This is a genomic window from Kitasatospora sp. NPDC001095 (genome assembly GCF_053598615.1).
Window position 1 is genome coordinate 12,477 of record NZ_JBSFKQ010000039.1, and the last position, 16,079, is coordinate 28,555.

Consider the following 16,079-nt stretch of genomic DNA (forward strand, 5'->3'; position numbering starts at 1 on the left):
CTGTCCCCCGCAGGCCCCCGCCGGGAGCGAGGCTACCCGGCCCGGGAGCGGCACCCTCGGGCGGGGCCTCGCCTCGGGCGGGGCTTGACTTCAAGCGCTGTTGAAGTCGTGGAATGAGTCCCGACCGCAGCCGTACGGGCACCGCGGTCGATGCCCCGCCCGTACGGACCCGTACCGGGGCCGGGGCCGCCGTCTTCCCGATCGTGCCGACGGCGGCCCCGGCCCTCGTACACCCCCCGCCCGCTCCCCGTGGTGTAGACCTGTCCGATCGCCCGGCGGGCTTAGGCTCGGCCCATGGCTGACGCATCCTTCGGGCATCCGCGGCTCGCCGCGCTCTACGACCCGCTCGACCCCGATCGCGGCGATCTCGACGCCTACGTGCGGATGGTGCAGGAGTTCGGAGCGCGCCGGGTGCTGGACATCGGCTGCGGCACCGGGGTATTCGCGCTGCTGCTGGCCGGGCGCGGGATCGAGGTCGTCGGGGTCGATCCCGCGCTCGCCTCCGTCGAGGTCGCGCGCGCCAAGCCGGGCGCGGCGAAGGTGCGGTGGATCCACGGGGACGCGACGAGCCTGCCTGCGCTGCGGGTCGACCTGGCGGCGATGACGGCGAACGTCGCCCAGGAGATCACCGGCCGGGCCCGGTGGCGGGGGACGCTGCGGGGCGCCTTCGGGGCGCTGCGGCCGGGCGGGCGGCTGGTCTTCGAGACCCGTGATCCGGCCGCCCGCGCCTGGGAGGAGTGGACCCGCGAGCGCTCCCACCGGGTGACGGAGGTCCCGGGTGTCGGCCCGGTCGAGAGCTGGGTCCACCTGCTCGGGGTGCGTTGGCCTCTGGTGTCGTTCCGGTGGACGTACGTCTTCGCTGCGGACGGGCAGGTGCTGACCTCGGATTCGACGCTGCGCTTCCGGGAGCGGGGCGAGGTCGAACGGGACTTGGCCGCCTGCGGCTTCGTGGTGGAGGAGGTGCGCGACGCGCCCGACCGGCCGGGGCGGGAGTTCGTCTTCGTGGCCCGGCGCCCGTGATCCCCCATCCCCGCGGGTGGCGGCGCTTGCGAGGGTTCCGCCGGCTCCGATCACGAGCGCCTTCATGCCGGCGATCGTCACGGCGACCGGCCGGTTCAGGCGGGCTTTTCGGCGAGGGTGTGGGCGACGAGGGCGTTGGCGTGGCCGTGGCCGAGGCCGTGGTCGGTCTTGAGCCAGGCGACGAGTTCCATGTGCCTGGTGAGCGGGGAGGTGCGGATGAGGTCCTTCCACTCCTCGATCGGGCGGCCGTACTTCTTCTCGATGGACGGGAAGTACGAGGCGGGGCCCTTCACGGCGGCGGCGGTCATGAGTGTGGTCCTCTCGAAAGTGCGGTGCGGTCACGGGGGTGGACCGTGACCGCACCGCGAACTCATCGGCCCCGGAGGGTGATCCCGGTCACACCCCGGCGGTGGCCCGGGCGCGGCCGCGGCCGCGGCGGCGCCCGGCGGGCGGGGTGGGGTCGGCGTTCCAGGCGGCGACGGGGTTGCCGAGCCAGCGGGTGGCGCCGGGGACGTTCTCGCCGCGCATGACGAGGGAGGCGGGGCCGACGGTGGTGCCGGCGCCGAGGGTGGAGTTGAGCAGGACGATGGAGTGCGGGCCGGTGGTGGAGCCGGCGGCGAGGTGGACGGGGCCCAGGCGCATCACCCGGTCGTGGAAGAGGTGGGTCTGCAGGACGGTGCCGCGGTTGACGCTGGCGCCGGCTTCGACGGTGACGAGGTCGGTCTCGGGCAGCCAGTGGGTCTCGCACCACACGCCGCGTCCGATGCGGGCGCCGAGGCTGCGCAGCCAGGCGTTGAGGTAGGGGGTGCCGGTGATGGTGTGGCCGCCGAAGGGCATGGCGAGTTCCTCGACGAAGGTGTCGTAGAGCTCGTTGCGCCACACGAAGGAGGACCACAGGGGGTGTTCGGCGACGCGGAAGCGGCCGACGAGCAGCCATTTGGCGGCGGTGGTGACGGCGCAGGCGACGACGGCGGCGGCGGTGAGGACGAGTCCGGCGGCGGCGAGGGCGGTGCCGAGTCCGTAGTCGTCGCGCAGTTCCTGGAGGGCGGCGAGGACGAGGTCGCCGAGCAGGGCGGCGAGGACGATCGGCAGCAGTCGGCAGAGTTCGACGCCGGCGCGGGCCCACATCAGGCGCCGGGGCGGGTCGTAGGTGCGGCCTTCGGCGCCGGTGTCGGCGACGCGGGGCAGGGCGAAGGCGGGGCGGCCGAGCCAGGAGGAGCCTTCGGGGGCGTGGGCGGGGGTGTCGGACAGGACGCCGACGAGGGAGCCGGCGGGCAGGTGGCGGTCGGGGCCGACGATGCCGGAGTTGCCGACGAAGGAGCGGCGTCCGACGTGGGAGGGGCCGAGGTGGAGCCAGCCGCCGCGCAGCTCGTAGGGGGCGACGAGGGTGTCGTCGGCGAGGAAGGCGCCGTCGTCGACGCGCATCAGGCCGGGCAGGGCGAGCACGGTGGAGGCTTCGACGCGCCGTCCGACACGGGCGCCGAGCAGGCGCAGCCACACGGGGGTGAAGAGGCTGGCGTAGAAGGGGAAGAGGGTGCGCCGGGCGGTGTCGCTGAGGCGGCTGACGGCCCAGGCGCAGAAGGCGACGCGGCCGGTGGCGGGGTGGAAGCCGGGGCGCAGCGGGCGGGAGAGGAGGCGTACGAGGAGCGCTATGAGGGTGGCGTAGCAGGCGAGGGTGAGGGCGGCGAGGGGGATGGTGGCGGGCAGGAGTTGGACGAGGGCGTCGGCGAGGGTGGCGTCGGTGTCGATCATCGGGTAGACGATGAGCAGGGCGGGCAGGGCGGCGAGGATGGGGACGAGGCCGAGGACGGCGAAGCCGGCGCCGTAGGCGAGGTTCCAGCCGCGGGAGACGGGGGCCGGGGCTGACGGCCAGTCGGTGGGGGCGTCGGTGGTGGGGCGGGCCGGGGAGCCGGTCCAGTGTTCGCCCGGGGGGACGGTGGCGGTGACGCAGGAGCCGGGGGCGATCTCGGCGCGGGCGCCGATGCGGGCGCCGGGCATGAGGGTGGCGCGGTGGCCGATGCGGGCGCCTTCGCCGATGTCGAGGTGGCCGACGTGGAGGGTGTCGCCGTCGAGCCACCAGCCGGCGAGGTCGGCTTCGGGTTCGACGCAGGCGTTGGCGCCGATGCGGGCGAGGCCGGTGACGGGGGGCAGGGTGTGGAGTTGGACGCCGGGGCCGACGCGGCAGCCGAGTGCGCGGGCGTAGCGGGGGGCCCAGGGGGTGCCGGCGAGGGCGGCGGTGGCGAACATGGCGGTGTGGCGTTCGGCGGCCCACAGGCGCAGGTGGACGTGGCCGCCGCGGGGGTGGCTGCCGGGGCGGATGCCGGCGGTGAGCAGGCGGGCGCCGGCGGCGGCGAGCAGGGTGCGGCCGGGGGCGCTGTAGAGGAGGAGGAGTCCGGCGGCGACGGGCCACCAGGAGCTGTGGGGGGCCCAGGCGAGGTGGCTGCCGGTGAGGTTGTCGAGGGCGATGAGGACGAGGATCCAGCGCAGTCCGGCGAGGGAGAACATGCCGAGCAGGAGCAGGGTCTGCCACAGGCCGGCGCTGCGGGGGGTGCGGCGTACGGTGCGGGCGCGGACGGCCGCGGTGGCGGCGGTGGCGGTGGCCTCGGGTGGGGTGGTGGGGGTGAGGGTGTCGAGGTAGGCGGCGAGGTCGGTGAGGACGGGGTGGGCGTACAGGTCGGCGACGGAGACGCCGCTGTGGCGGGTGCGCAGTTCGGAGACGAGGCGGGCGGCGGTGAGGCTGGAGCCGCCGAGGGCGAAGAAGTCGTCGCCGGGGCCGGGGGGTGTGCCGAGCAGGCGTTCCCAGTGGCCGGCGAGCCAGCCGGCGGTGCCGTCGAGGCTCTCGGTGGGAGTGGCGGTTCCGGTGGTGGCGAGCGGCCAGGGCAGGGCGCCCCGGTCGACCTTGCCGGAGGTGCGGGTGGGCAGGGAGTCGACGAGGGCGAGGACGGGCACCAGCGGGGCGGGCAGGCGTTCGAGCAGGTGCCGGCGGGCGGTGGTGAGGTCGGGGGTGGTGCCGGGGTGGGCGACGAGGTAGCCGACGAGGAGGTCGGCGCCGGCGGGGGTCTTGCGGACGGCCGCGGCGGCGGCGCGGATGCCGGGCAGGGCTTGGAGGGCGGCGTCGATCTCGCCGAGTTCGATGCGGCGGCCGCCGAGTTTGACCTGGTCGTCGGCGCGGCCGAGGAAGACGAGGCCGTCGGGGTCGTTGCGGACGAGGTCGCCGCTGCGGTAGACGCGGGGTGAGGTGAGGGCGGGGTGGGCGCTGAACTTCTCGGCGTCCTTGGCGGGGTCGAGGTAGCGGGCGGTGCCGACGCCGGTGATGAGCAGTTCGCCGGTGGCGTGCCAGGGGACGGGGTTGCCGGCCTGGTCGACGACGGCGATCTCCCAGCCGTCGAGGGGGGCGCCGATGCGTACGGGCTTGCCGGGGAGCATGCGGGCGGCGGTGGCGACGACGGTGGTCTCGGTGGGGCCGTAGGTGTTCCAGAACTCTCGGCCCTCGACGGCGAGGCGTTCGACGAGTTCGGCGGGGCAGGCCTCGCCGCCGACGATGATCAGGCGGACGGCGTCCAGGCACTCCTGCGGCCACAGGGCGAGCAGGGTGGGGACGGTGGAGACGGCGGTGATGCGCCGGGTGACGAGCCAGGGGCCGAGGTCGGTGCCGGCCTTGACGAGGGCTCGGGGGGCGGGGACGAGGCAGGCGCCGTGGCGCCAGGCGAGCCACATCTCCTCGCAGGAGGCGTCGAAGGCGACGGAGAGTCCGGCGAGGACGCGGTCGCCGGGGCCGAGCGGGCGGGTCTGCAGGAACAGGCGGGCCTCGGCGTCGACGAAGGCGGCGGCGCTGCGGTGGGTGACGGCGACGCCCTTGGGGCGGCCGGTGGTGCCGGAGGTGAAGATGATCCAGGCGTCGTCGGCGGGGGCGGGCCAGGCGGGGCGGCCCGAGGGGTGGGCGGCGGGGCCGGCGTGCAGGGCGCGGCCGGGGCCGAGGACGGCGCAGACGGCGGCGTCCTGCCAGATCATCTCGGCGCGCTCGTCGGGGTCGTCGGCGTCGACGGGGACGTAGGCGGCGCCGCAGCGCAGCACGGCGAGGATGGCGGTGTAGAGGTCGGCGGTGCCGGAGGGGATGCGGATCCCGACCCGGTCGCCGCGGCCGATGCCGCGGGCGGCGAGTTGTCCGGCGAGGGTGTCGACCTCGTGGAGCAGGGCGCGGTAGTCGAGGACGGTGTCGCCGGTGTCGAGCGCGGGCGCGTGGGGGTGGGCGTCGGCGGTGGCGGCGATGACGTCGAGCAGGCTGCGGGGGTGGGCGGCCTGGGCCACCGGCCAGCCGGCCGCGGGGCCCTGGTGGGGGCGGTGCAGTGTGCCTGGGCCGGCTGTGTCGGGGCGTGCGTCCATGGATGGGTTTCCTTGGTTCCGGGGTCCTGGGGGCGCGTACGGGTGTGCGGGTGTACGGCCGGGCGGCTGTACGGGGGTGGTGCCGGGTGACGGGTGGTCACCTGCGGGAGAGCGCCCACTCACCATGACTCGGCTGGGAGTCGGCTGGATGCAGCGAGGATTGGATCAAAGGAAATTCTCATCATCGATGTCGCAAGGGAGCGACGACGGTATGAATCGAATGACATTTCGCGGGTTTTCGCTCGTTTTCGCTGGTGCAGAGTAATCGCCGAATACCGGAGCAGCGCGACGGGAGCGGGAAGGGTGATGAACGCCATGGCGACCGGAACGGTACAGGTAGTGAGGGGGACACCGCCGAATCGGGGGGTTCCGGTCGGATCATCGGGCTGTTCACGGTTTTCACATCTTCATGTGGGAGTCTTTCGCACCCCGCACTGCGGAGCCTCGCTGTGAACGGGCCGGGAAAAGGCCGCTCCGGCTGGGATTCCACTGACGGTGGCGGCCCCCGGAAGAGTGCCGGCGGCCGGAACGGGAGCGTGCTCGTCTGGTACGTGGCGTACGGCTCGAACCTGCACGCCGCCCGCCTCGCCTGCTACCTGCGCGGCGGGTGCCCGGACGGCGCCGCGCAGGCCCAGCCCGGCAGCCGCGACCCCGGCGCGCCGCGCCGGACGGTGGCCACCGCGCTGCCGGGCACGCTCTACTTCGCCGGGCGCTCGCCCACCTGGGGCGGCGGCTCGGCCTTCTACGACCCGGGTGGCAGCGGAGAAGTTCCGTGTCGCGCCTATCTGGTGACGGTCGATCAGTTCAGTGACATCGTCGCGCAGGAGATGCGCCGCTCCCCCGGCGCCGACCTCGACCTCACCACGGTGCTCGCCACCGGGCGCGCCGAACTGGGCCCGGGGCGCTACGAGACCCTGCTGCGCGTCGGCGAGTCGGACGGGCACCCGCTGCTGACCTTCACCTCCGCCCGGGGCGTGGCCGGCGCCGAGCTCAACGCCCCCACCCCGCCCTACCTGCGCACCCTGGCCGCCGGGCTGGCCGAGTCCCACGGCTGGGGCCCCTGGCGCACCGCCGGCTACCTCGCCACCCGGCCGGGCGCGGCGGGGCACTGGACGCCGTGGACGGTGGCGGCGGTGCTGGACTGAACCGGCGGCGCCTGCCCCGGACCCCTTCCCCGGGCCCCTTGCCCGGGCCCCTTGCCCGCCCCCGGCTCGGCCCTGCTCGGCGACCGGCACGGTCCGATGCGCGACGGGCACAACCGGGGCCGGAGGTAGGCGGATCCCTGGGTGTGGGCCGACGGCGGGGCCGACGGCGGGGACCGCCGCGGGGCGTGCGGTGTCCTCCGCGGCCGGTGCGGGCTTCGCGTAGCCGTAGTGGACGACGGCCACCGCCTTCCCGCCGCTGAGGGTCGACGGCGCGCTGTCCGGCCGGGGCACGGCGCTGTCGGCGGGCGCCGCTACGGTACCGCCATGACCACTGCCCCCACCGCACCCGTGAACTCCCCTGCCCCGGACGCCGACTGGGACCGCCTGCTCGCCGAGGCCTTCGCCGTCCTGCTCGGCCGGCCCCTGGAGGAGTACGACCCGAAGGCCGTCTACGCCGCCCGCGTCAGCGGCAACCTGATGGACGAGTCCGGCTTCGAACGCGACGCCGCCTGGGTGCACCCGGCGGCCCTGCGCGGCGAGCACCCGGTCGCCGCGGATCTCTACCTGTTCGACGAGGCCGAGCGGACCCCGGACTTCGACGCGAGCCGGTCGCTCTTCGAGTTCCGGCCGTCCGACGCGCCGCGGGCGGACCTGCCGGAGGGCTTCGCCGCCGCCGTCGAGGCCGCCTGCTTCACCCGCGCCCTCATGCGCGGCGCCGACCTCGGCGCGCTGGCCGAGCGGTACGGCGTCGACCTCGCCTCCCCCGCCCTGGCCGGCGCCTGGAGCGTCCGCTTCGCCCGGCTCGTCTGCGACGGCACCCTCCTGGACGCCCTGCGCGCCGCCCTCGGCGCCGGCCGCACCCCCGAGGAGCTGACGCCCTTCTCGGCGGAGCCCGAGGAGGACTGGCAGGAGGCCCTGGCCGCGATACCCCACCCCGGGCTCCGCGCCCACCTCGGCTTCTTCTGCACCGACGGCGACGAGGGCCTGATGCCCCTGGCGGAGGACGCCACGGCGTGCGGTCTGGAGGACGAGGGCTGCGAAGCCGTCGCGGGCTGGGAGGACGGGCACGGCCAGCTCGACATCACCGTGGTCCGCCTCAGCGACCTCGTCGCCGGCCCGCGCCGCTGACCCCGCCCCACCACGGCGCGGCGGACCGGCAGTTCGCCGGGCGGCCCCGCCGGCGGACCGGCACTCCGTGACACGACGGCTCCGTGACACGAGGGCTCCGCAACACAACGGCTGTGACACAACGGCTCTGTGACACAACGATCATGTTCCGGGAAGGGCGGGCTGATACCGCCTGCCTAGCGTGGCGGCTCCTTGATGTCGTTCGAAGGAGTTGCCGTGATCACCGAACCGATGGCGGGGCGCGCGCCGAAGGCCGCCCGGCGCCGGGAGCGCGCGCGGGAGGGGGCACCGGGCGGGCGGCGCCTGCCGGCGGTCGACGTGCTGCGGGCCCTGGCGATCCTCGGGATGGTGTGGATGCACTTCGTGCCGACGGGCTGGCTGGAGCCCACGCCGCCCGGGCACGACTGGCCCGGGGTGCTGGAGTGGCTGAACGGGTTCCTCGACACCCGCGCCCGCAGCGCCTTCTTCCTCCTGGCGGGCGTGTCCGTCGCGCTGATGACCGGCGGCGCGCGGCCGTTCGCCGGGACGGCGTTGCGCCGGGCCCGTGGCCGGATCGCCGTACGGGCCGGAGTGCTGCTCCTGCTGGGCCTGGGCCTCGAGCAGGTCTCCGGGAAGCCCAACATCATCACCGCCTACACCGGGTGGCTGCTGTTCCTGCTGCCGTGGACGCGGGTGCGGGCGCGCCTGCTGTTCGCGGCGGCGGGGGTGTTCGCGGTGGCGGCCCCGGTGTTCCAGATCGCCCGGGCGAACCACGGCCGGGGCTGGGGCTTCCTGCCCGAGGTGGGGCCGGGAGCGCCGGAACTGCCGCAGGGCCTGGCGGTGCTGGCGCACCCGGGCGACTGGCTCGCGGTGTTCCAGTCGTACGTGTTCAACGTGGACACCTTCTACGCGCTGCCGCTGCTGCTGGCCGGCCTGGCGATCGGCCGCCTCGACCTGCGCGAGCGCGCGGTGCGGGTGCGCATGGCGCTCACCGGTGCGGGGATCGTGGCCGGTGGCTGGCTGGCGTCGTGGCTGGTGCTGGGGCCGCTGGGGCTCGGCGCGGCGATCGACCGGTTCCAGGCCGAGCTGACGGCCCCGCCGCCGATGCCGCCGATGCCGAAGGTCCCGTGGGCGGAGCTGTGGGCGATGTCCAAGCCGGGCCCGGGCATCGCGGAGTACAGCGCGCTGCAGATCCTCTGGCTGGTCGGCGTCTGCCTCGCCCTGCTCGGCGCGCTGCTCCTGCTGACCGAACGGGGCCCGTGGCAAAGGGTGTTGCGGCCGGCGGCCGCGATGGGCTCGATGGCGATGACCTGGTACTTCGTCCAGGACGTGATCACCAGCCGGTTCCTCGGCGAAGGCCCGGGCGGCTTCGGCCACGCGCCGCAGTCCCTCGTCCCGTACGCGCTGTTCGCGGTGGCGGCCCTGGTGGGCTCGGTGCTGTGGCGGCGGTTCTTCCGCCGCGGCCCGCTGGAGGCCCTGGTGCACCGGGCCACCACGGCGGCGGTGCCGCGCCGCCAGGGACCGTGACGGGACGGGCCCGGTACGCCGCGGCGGGCGTACCGGGCCCGTTCATGTGCGGGCGGTCAGCCGGTGCGGTGCAAGTCGCACTGCTGCTGGATGGCGGAGGGGGCGTCGCTGCTGACGATGGCGACCTTCGGCACGGAGCCGGACTCGGCCGGGGCGTCCTCGGCGGTGCAGGCGAGCTGCTGGATGGCGGGGGCGGAGAGCAGCGCGGCGGACCAGTTCAGGCGCAGGGTGACCACCCCGGGGGTGGTGGTGACCTGGACGCGGCCGTAGGCGGGCAGGTCGCTGTAGAGGCCGGCGCGGGTCTCGGCCGGGTCGGGGCCCGCGAGCAGGGTGTCCAGGGTCCGCTGGAGGTCCTCGCGTTGGGCGTCCGGCCGGATGGTGAGGTGGATGCCGTGCTGGTCGAGGAAGTAGAGCCGGGTGCCGGCCTGGATGCCGGTGGCCGGCCGGCCGCTCTTGACCGGCCCGGTGGTGGAGATCGAGCAGCCGCAGAGCGGCAGCAGCGCGGCGAGGGCGGTGAGGGTGGCGGCGAGCCGGTGTCGGGCGGTCACGGGGTTTCCTCCTCGACGAGGCCGCGGGGCAGGACGAGGGTGAACACCGCGCCGCCGGTCGGGGCGTTGGCGGCGTCGATGAGGCCGCCGTGCAGGCGGGCGTTCTCCTGGGCGATGGCGAGGCCGAGGCCGCTGCCCTCGGAGCGCCTGCGCGCCTTGTCGGCCTTGTAGAACCGGTCGAACAGGTGCGGGAGTTCGGCGGGCGGGATGCCGGGGCCGCGGTCGGTGACGGTCAGCAGGAGGTCGTCGTCCGCGGCGCGCAGGGCGACCCGTACGGGCGGGCGGCCGTGGCGCAGCGCGTTGCCGACGAGGTTGGCGACGATCACGTCGAAGCGGCGCGGGTCGAGGCGGACGGGCAGGGGGGCGGGGAGGTCGAGTTCGACCCGGTCGTTCCAGCCGCGCAGGTCGAGGGCCTCGCGGACGGCGGTGGCGGCGTCGACGGTCTCGGTGTGCAGGGGTGCGGCGCCGGCGTCGAGGCGGGAGATCTCGATGAGGTCGTTGACGAGGCGGGTGAGGCGGGTGGTCTCGTTGCTGATCATGCGCAGGGCGGTGGCGGTGTCCTCGGGGAGTTGTTCGGCGTCCTCGTCGAGGATGTCGGTGACGGCGAGCATCGCGGCCAGGGGGGTGCGCAGTTCGTGGGAGACGTCGGCGGCGAAGCGCCGGCCCTGGGATTCGATGGCGCGCAGTTCCTCGATGGTGCCCTGGAGGGTGCGGGCGGTGTGGTTGAACGTCTTGGAGAGCTGGGCGAGTTCGTCGTGTCCGGTGACGGTGAGGCGGGTGTCGAGCCGGCCCTGGGCGAGGTCGCGGGCGGCGTCGCCGAGGGCGCGTACGGGCCGCAGGACCTGGCGGGCGGCGAGCAGGGCGAGGCCTGCGGCCAGGATCGCGGCGAAGGCGCCGGCCCCGGCGGCGGCGGCGAGCAGGGCGTTGCTGGCGCTCTGCTCGCGGTCGAGCGGGAGCAGGGCGTAGACGGTGAGTCCGGAGGGGGCGTTGGGCGCGGCGGCGTTGGTGACGGGGATGCCGGTGGCGAGCCAGGGCCGGCCGTCGCCGGTGAAGCGCTGGAAGGCGGCGTGGCCGCGGTTGACAGTGGCTTCCAGGACGGGCGGGACGGCGACGGGCTGGGTCCACTCGGAGTGGTCGCTGCCGTGGGCGGCCAGGATGCGCCAGTCGCGGAACCCGCCGGTTCCGGACAACTGGCTTACCAGGCGGTCGAGTTCGCCTGCGGTGGGTGGGAACGGCAGGGCGGGGGCGAGGGTGTCGACGCGTCGGCGCAGTTCGTCCAGGGTGGTGTCCTGGGTGAGTTCCAGGGTGGAGTTGGTGGCGGCCCGGTAGGTGAGTGTGGCGGTGGCGAGCGCGCTGAGGGCGGCGACGGCGACGAAGGCGGCCAGCAGCCGGGGCCGCAGCCCGGCGACGGCGCGGCGCAGCCGGATCCGGCGCGGGACGGGCTGCGGGGAGGCGGACTGCGGCGGTTCGGACTGCGGGGCACCGGGCTGCCGGGGTTCGGGCTGCGGCGGTTCGGCGGTCACAGCGGCCCGAAGCGGTAGCCGAAGCCGCGCACGGTCTGGATGTAGCGCGGCGCGGAGGGGCTGTCCTCGATCCTGGCGCGCAGCCGGTTCACTCCGGCGTCGACCAGGCGGATGTCCTCCTGGCGCCCCAGCCCCCAGACGGATTCCAGGAGTTGCTCGCGGCTGAAGACCCGCCCGGGCGCGGCGGCCAGCTCCAGCAGCAGCCGCAGTTCGCTGGGTGCCAGCGGCAGCGGGGCGCCGCGCTTGGTGACGGTCAGTGCCGCCCGGTCCAGGACGAGGTCGCCGTGGGTCTCGCGTTCCGCCTCCGGCCCGGTGCCGCCGCCGGCGCGGCGCAGTACGGCGCGGATGCGGGCGTCCAGGACGCGGGACTGCGCGGGTTTGACGACGTAGTCGTCGGCTCCGGCCTCCAGGCCGAGGACGGTGTCGAGGTCGTCGCCGAGGGCGGTCAGCATGATCACCGGGGTGGGTGCGGTCCGGCGCAGCCGCCGGCACACCTCGAAGCCGTCGATGCCGGGCAGCATCAGGTCGAGCACCACGAGCTCCGGCGGTTCCTGCCAGGCGCGTTCCAGCCCCTCCTCGCCGGAGGCGGCGGTGCGCACCTCGTGGCCCTGGCGGCGCAGGCCCAGGGCCAGGGCCTCGCGTACGGAGTCGTCGTCCTCGATCAGCAGTAGCCGTGCCATGGCCACCAGTATCCGGGCCCGACCTGCGGAAACGGGCCCGTGGCGCAGGTGCGGGGCCGCTTGTTGCAAAACGCTCATCTGTAGGTCACAGCGCCCGCAACCGCGCGGCGGACGGTGGTGGACACCGGCACCCGAGCCCCGGACGAGGAGCACCGCCATGCGCGACCACCACGAGCAGACCCCCACCGGCGAGACCCCGCGCAGCTGGTACCCGCGGGCGGACCGGCTGGTCCGCCCGCCTGGGACGTCCGGGCGCCTGCGCACCGCCCTGGGCGCGGCGGCACTCGGTGCGGCGGCCCTGACCCTGCTGGGCGTCGCCGGCGCGGTGGACAGGCCCGCCGGGCCCGCCGCCGCGAGCGGGACGGCCGCGGCCCCGGACCCGGCTCTGCCCGCGCCGACGGTGGACATGAGCATCTCCCGCCAGTCCGAGGACCCGGGCAGGACCGTCAACCTGACCATCGACGACGGCCCCGACCCGCAGTGGACCCCGCGGATCCTGGACGTCCTGGCCCGCAACAACGCCAAGGCCGTCTTCTGCATGCTCGGCCCCAACGCCCGGGCCTACCCCGACCTCGCCCGCCAGGTCGTCGCCGCCGGCCACCGGCTGTGCGACCACAGCGTCAGCCACGACACCGCGATGGACCACAAGGACGTCGCGTACCAGGAGAAGGAGATCGTCGACGGCCTGCGGATGATCCAGGACGCCACCGGCGGCGCCCCCGTCCCCTACTACCGCGCCCCGGGCGGCGCGTTCACCCCCGAGAGCCGCCAGATCGCCGCCGCCCACGGCATGCGCCCCCTGGGCTGGAACGCCGACACCCGCGACTTCGAACGCCCCGGCGTCGAGCGGATCGTCGAGACGGCGAAGGCCCAGCTGCGCATCGGCCCCACCGTCCTGCTCCACGACGGCGGCGGCAACCGCGCCCAGACGCTGGAGGCCCTGGAGCAGCTGCTGCCGTGGCTGAGGGACAACGGCTACGCCTTCAGTTTCCCGCGCGTGTGACCGGCCGCCGACCGGGCCCACCTTCAGGGCCCGCCGTTAGGCGTGCGGCGCCCAGAAGTCGGTGAGCCGGCAGCTGTTGTGCTCGACGGCCGCCCACCTTCCCTCGAACGCGAGGATCGCGGCGGCGGCCGTCGGGAAGCCGGAGTCCCTCATCCGCGCCATCGCGTCCCCCACGGCCTCGCCGGCCAGGGCTTCGACCAGCTCGCGGACGCCGGGGTTGTGGCCGACCACGACCACGTCCCGGTCCTCGTCGGACTGCTCGTTGAGGACCGTGATCAGTGCGCCGAGGCTCGCGTCGTACAGGCGCTTGTCCTGGACCGTCCTCGACTTGTTCCGCAGCTCGGGGGCCATGAGCTTCCAGGTGTCGCGGGTGCGCACGGCCGGCGAGACGAGCGCGAGATCGGCGTCGACACCGGCCCCGGCGAGCCAGCGGCCCGCGGCCTTCGCGTCCTTGCGGCCCCGCTCGGCCAGCGGCCGGTCGCGGTCGTCCACGTCATCGGGATGCTCGGCTTTGGCATGGCGGACCACGGCGATCCGGCGCGTCTCCTCGGGCATGGCTTCTCCCTCTCACGGCATCGGTCGGGCACGGGATCACGAACAGCGACGATCGTGACAGCCCGCGCCCGCATAGACGCCCCGCCGGCCGGGCCGCGCCGCCGATGTCCACCCGCGCGGACGACACACCGGGCCGGGTCCCTCCCGGCGGCGCGCTGCCGCCGCGCACCCGTGGCAGCAGCGCCGCCGGACCGTCCTCACCCTCCTCACCGCCCGTACGTTCCAGGCCGGTTGAGGGAGATCACGGCCTGCCAGTGGTGGTACGGCGCGGACCGCCCCCGAACGGTGATCACCGCCCCGCTCGCATTGACGGTCACGCCGAACGCGGACCCCATCAGCTACAGGCCGCCACCGTACCGGCGATCGAGCGTCAGTGCCGCCGTGTCGAACTGGCTTTTCGTCGCCTCTGCGTGATCGCCCAATTCCGGACAGTGGTCGACTCGTTCTCGACACTCTCCTCGATCCCCTCGGTGCGCACGTGCCCGCGCCGCCACGCTGTAGCCGCCGCCCTCACAGGTGTGCGAGATCGGGAGGGGACATGATGGGCACCGCCCGCCAGGTCGAACTACTGCGCGCGGAGATCGCGAAGAACCTGCAGGCCGGCCTGGAGCAACTCCGCAGCAGCACCGACGCGTTGCGCTCCGAACTCACCACGACGCTGGCCACCGACCTGAGCGAGCACCGCGACAGCGCCTTCGCGACGATCGCCAAGGCGCAGGAGCTGACCGAGCGGGCCATCCAGGAGAACCGCACACTCCGCCGACAGCTCGGCACCGCACAAGGTGAGCTCACCGCGATGCAGAACACCAACCGTGCGGCTCTCCAGACGAGTCGGGCCGAAACCGCCGGACCTGCTGAACCCGCGCCTGTGCAGGAGGAGACCGCTGCCCGACCGGAGACCGGCGCCGAGGGGCCGGAGGTCTGGCGCGACTCCACCGCCCTGCCGGCCGCCGAGGAGCACCAGCCGTCGACCGAGGGACGTGCGACCGCTCAGAGCGCCGGTCAGAGCGCCGGCCCCCACCGGAACGACACCGAGCGCACCGAGACGCAGGCAGCCGAGGCCGCACCCCGACCGGCCCTCCCGTCCGCGACCAGCCAGGCCGCGGAGCCCGACAGCAAGGAGACCTCCGTGACCGATCCCGCCGCCGACAACGAGCCCGGCGACCCGCTGCCCCTCACCGAGGAACAGGTCCGGCGCATCGTGTCGGAAGCCATCGTCGGCCAACTGGTCGACCTCCTCCGTCCTCAGCCGGCACCCGCCGAACCCGAGGTGGAGGTCGACGCGGAGGCGTCGGAGCAGGAAGGGGCGGCGCCGTTCGCCCCGTCCGGCCTGACCGAGGAGTCCGCCCGGCTGATCGCGGCCCAGCTCGCGGACCTGATTCGACCTCAGGTGGACCCGGTCGAGCCGGAACCGGCACCTGCCGCACAGCCTCCCACCACCGAGGACACCGCCACCGAGGACACCGCCGGCGGTCCGGCCGACGACGTATCCGGCCTCATCCCCGAGTCGTTCGCCTGGCCCATCCACGTCGGCACCCTCCGCAAGGCCGCAGCGGTGAGGACCGTCGCGATCTCCTGCCACCCCGAGACCTGGGACTTCCTCGCCGCGCAGATCGAGGGCACCGAGCACTTCTCCAAGCCCGTCGGCGGCATCGACGAGGACACGATCCTGTCCGGCCGCAGCGTCATCGCGCTCCTCAACGCCCTGCGAAGGACCGCCTTCAACGGCGTCGGCAGCGACAGCGGCATCGAGACGTGGGCCTTGGCCGTCACCAGCTACGAACGCATCGCCGCCGTGATCAACCACACGCGGCCGGCGGACGGGGGCGGCGGGGGTGAACAGCTGACCCAACCGCGGATCGTCCTCGACGACCGGATCGACGGCGGCCCCGCCGGCGGACCGGCGGGCGGCAGCTGATCCACTGATCCCACTGATCCACGAGGGCGCGTGCGGGCACACCGGCGAAGTCCCGGCCACGGGCTTCTCCCGTTCAGGCCGGGGCCGCTCAGCGGTACGGCGCCACGCCTTCGCGGCAGCCGTACCGCCGGGCGGCCCCGGCCCGACCGCCCCTGCGCGGAGGGACGGTCGGGGAAGGGACCCGCGGCCGCTCAGTGGCCGTACATGCCCACCTCGTAGGTGCCACCGGGCTGACGGATCATCACATTGGCCCGGTTGAAGGCGTTGATGATCGCGATCACGCAGACCAGCGCCGCCAGCTGCTCCTCGTCGTAGTACTTGGCGGCGTTCGCCCACGCCTCGTCGCTCACCCCGCCGGCCGCGTCGGCGATCCGGGTGCCCTCCTCGGCGAGCTCCAGCGCGGCGCGCTCGGCGTCGGTGAACACGGTGGCCTCGCGCCAGACGGCGACCATGTTCAGGCGCGCCGGGTCCTCCCCGGCGTGCACGGCCTCCTTGAAGTGCATGTCGACGCAGGGGCCGCAGCCGTTGATCTGGCTGGCGCGCAGCCGCACCAGCTCCTGGACGGCCAGCGGCAGGCTCGACTCGGTGGTGGGCTTGCTGGCCGCGATCAGGTGCTTGACGACCTTGCCCAGGATCGGGTTGGTGAAGACGTCCAGGCGGGGTTCCATGG

13 protein-coding genes are annotated in these 16,079 nt (G+C 74.7%); 6 read left to right on the forward strand and 7 right to left on the reverse strand.

Annotated features, from left to right (window positions below; genetic code table 11):
• The first annotated feature begins 294 nt into the window (after nt 1-294).
• Entirely contained in the window at nt 295-1,020 is a 726-nt protein-coding gene (locus ACWDBB_RS26265) for a class I SAM-dependent methyltransferase (protein ID WP_449791940.1), read from the forward strand.
• Nucleotides 1,021-1,115: 95 nt separating this feature from the next.
• Here the strand turns inward: ACWDBB_RS26265 and ACWDBB_RS26270 are convergent, their stop codons facing one another.
• Nucleotides 1,116-1,328: a DUF4287 domain-containing protein gene (locus ACWDBB_RS26270; protein ID WP_449791941.1), complete on the reverse strand. Its 213-nt coding sequence runs from the start codon at nt 1,326-1,328 to the stop codon at nt 1,116-1,118.
• Between the two features lie 88 nt (nt 1,329-1,416).
• Nucleotides 1,417-5,403, reverse strand: a complete 3,987-nt coding sequence (locus tag ACWDBB_RS26275; RefSeq protein ID WP_449791942.1) for a Pls/PosA family non-ribosomal peptide synthetase — start codon at nt 5,401-5,403, stop codon at nt 1,417-1,419.
• A gap of 536 nt (nt 5,404-5,939) precedes the next feature.
• Between ACWDBB_RS26275 and ACWDBB_RS26280 the strand changes: the two genes are divergently transcribed.
• The 3 genes from ACWDBB_RS26280 (at nt 5,940) to ACWDBB_RS26290 (ending at nt 9,182) form a co-directional block, all read left to right on the forward strand.
• Entirely contained in the window at nt 5,940-6,548 is a 609-nt protein-coding gene (locus ACWDBB_RS26280; RefSeq protein WP_449791943.1) for a histone deacetylase, read from the forward strand.
• 324 nt (nt 6,549-6,872) lie between these two features.
• On the forward strand, nt 6,873-7,676 hold the full coding sequence (locus ACWDBB_RS26285) for a hypothetical protein (RefSeq protein ID WP_449791944.1): 804 nt from the start codon (nt 6,873-6,875) through the stop codon (nt 7,674-7,676).
• 216 nt (nt 7,677-7,892) lie between these two features.
• Nucleotides 7,893-9,182, forward strand: a complete 1,290-nt coding sequence (locus ACWDBB_RS26290) for a DUF418 domain-containing protein (RefSeq protein WP_449791945.1) — start codon at nt 7,893-7,895, stop codon at nt 9,180-9,182.
• Nucleotides 9,183-9,238: 56 nt separating this feature from the next.
• On the opposite strand, the gene ACWDBB_RS26295 is transcribed toward ACWDBB_RS26290, so the two are convergent.
• Genes ACWDBB_RS26295 through ACWDBB_RS26305 form a run of 3 tightly spaced genes read right to left on the reverse strand, consistent with a single transcriptional unit; the run spans nt 9,239 to nt 11,933 of the window.
• Nucleotides 9,239-9,730, reverse strand: coding sequence for a GerMN domain-containing protein (locus ACWDBB_RS26295; protein ID WP_449791946.1), 492 nt, complete (start codon nt 9,728-9,730; stop codon nt 9,239-9,241).
• Nucleotides 9,727-11,253, reverse strand: a complete 1,527-nt coding sequence (locus ACWDBB_RS26300; RefSeq protein ID WP_449791947.1) for a sensor histidine kinase — start codon at nt 11,251-11,253, stop codon at nt 9,727-9,729. Before ACWDBB_RS26300 ends, ACWDBB_RS26295 begins: the two co-directional genes overlap by 4 nt.
• The gene (locus ACWDBB_RS26305) at nt 11,250-11,933 is read right to left on the reverse strand and encodes a response regulator (protein WP_449791948.1); all 684 of its coding nucleotides are present in this window, start codon (nt 11,931-11,933) and stop codon (nt 11,250-11,252) included. Before ACWDBB_RS26305 ends, ACWDBB_RS26300 begins: the two co-directional genes overlap by 4 nt.
• A gap of 157 nt (nt 11,934-12,090) precedes the next feature.
• On the opposite strand from ACWDBB_RS26305, the gene ACWDBB_RS26310 reads away from it, so the two are divergent.
• Entirely contained in the window at nt 12,091-12,936 is an 846-nt protein-coding gene (locus ACWDBB_RS26310; RefSeq protein ID WP_449791949.1) for a polysaccharide deacetylase family protein, read from the forward strand.
• Nucleotides 12,937-12,972: 36 nt separating this feature from the next.
• Here the strand turns inward: ACWDBB_RS26310 and ACWDBB_RS26315 are convergent, their stop codons facing one another.
• A complete protein-coding gene (locus ACWDBB_RS26315) occupies nt 12,973-13,491 on the reverse strand; it encodes a SixA phosphatase family protein (RefSeq protein WP_449791950.1) in 519 nt (172 codons plus the stop codon).
• Nucleotides 13,492-14,029: 538 nt separating this feature from the next.
• Between ACWDBB_RS26315 and ACWDBB_RS26320 the strand changes: the two genes are divergently transcribed.
• Entirely contained in the window at nt 14,030-15,409 is a 1,380-nt protein-coding gene (locus tag ACWDBB_RS26320) for a hypothetical protein (protein ID WP_449791951.1), read from the forward strand.
• 191 nt (nt 15,410-15,600) lie between these two features.
• On the opposite strand, the gene ACWDBB_RS26325 is transcribed toward ACWDBB_RS26320, so the two are convergent.
• Entirely contained in the window at nt 15,601-16,077 is a 477-nt protein-coding gene (locus ACWDBB_RS26325; protein ID WP_449791952.1) for a carboxymuconolactone decarboxylase family protein, read from the reverse strand.
• Between the last annotated feature and the right edge of the window lie 2 nt (nt 16,078-16,079).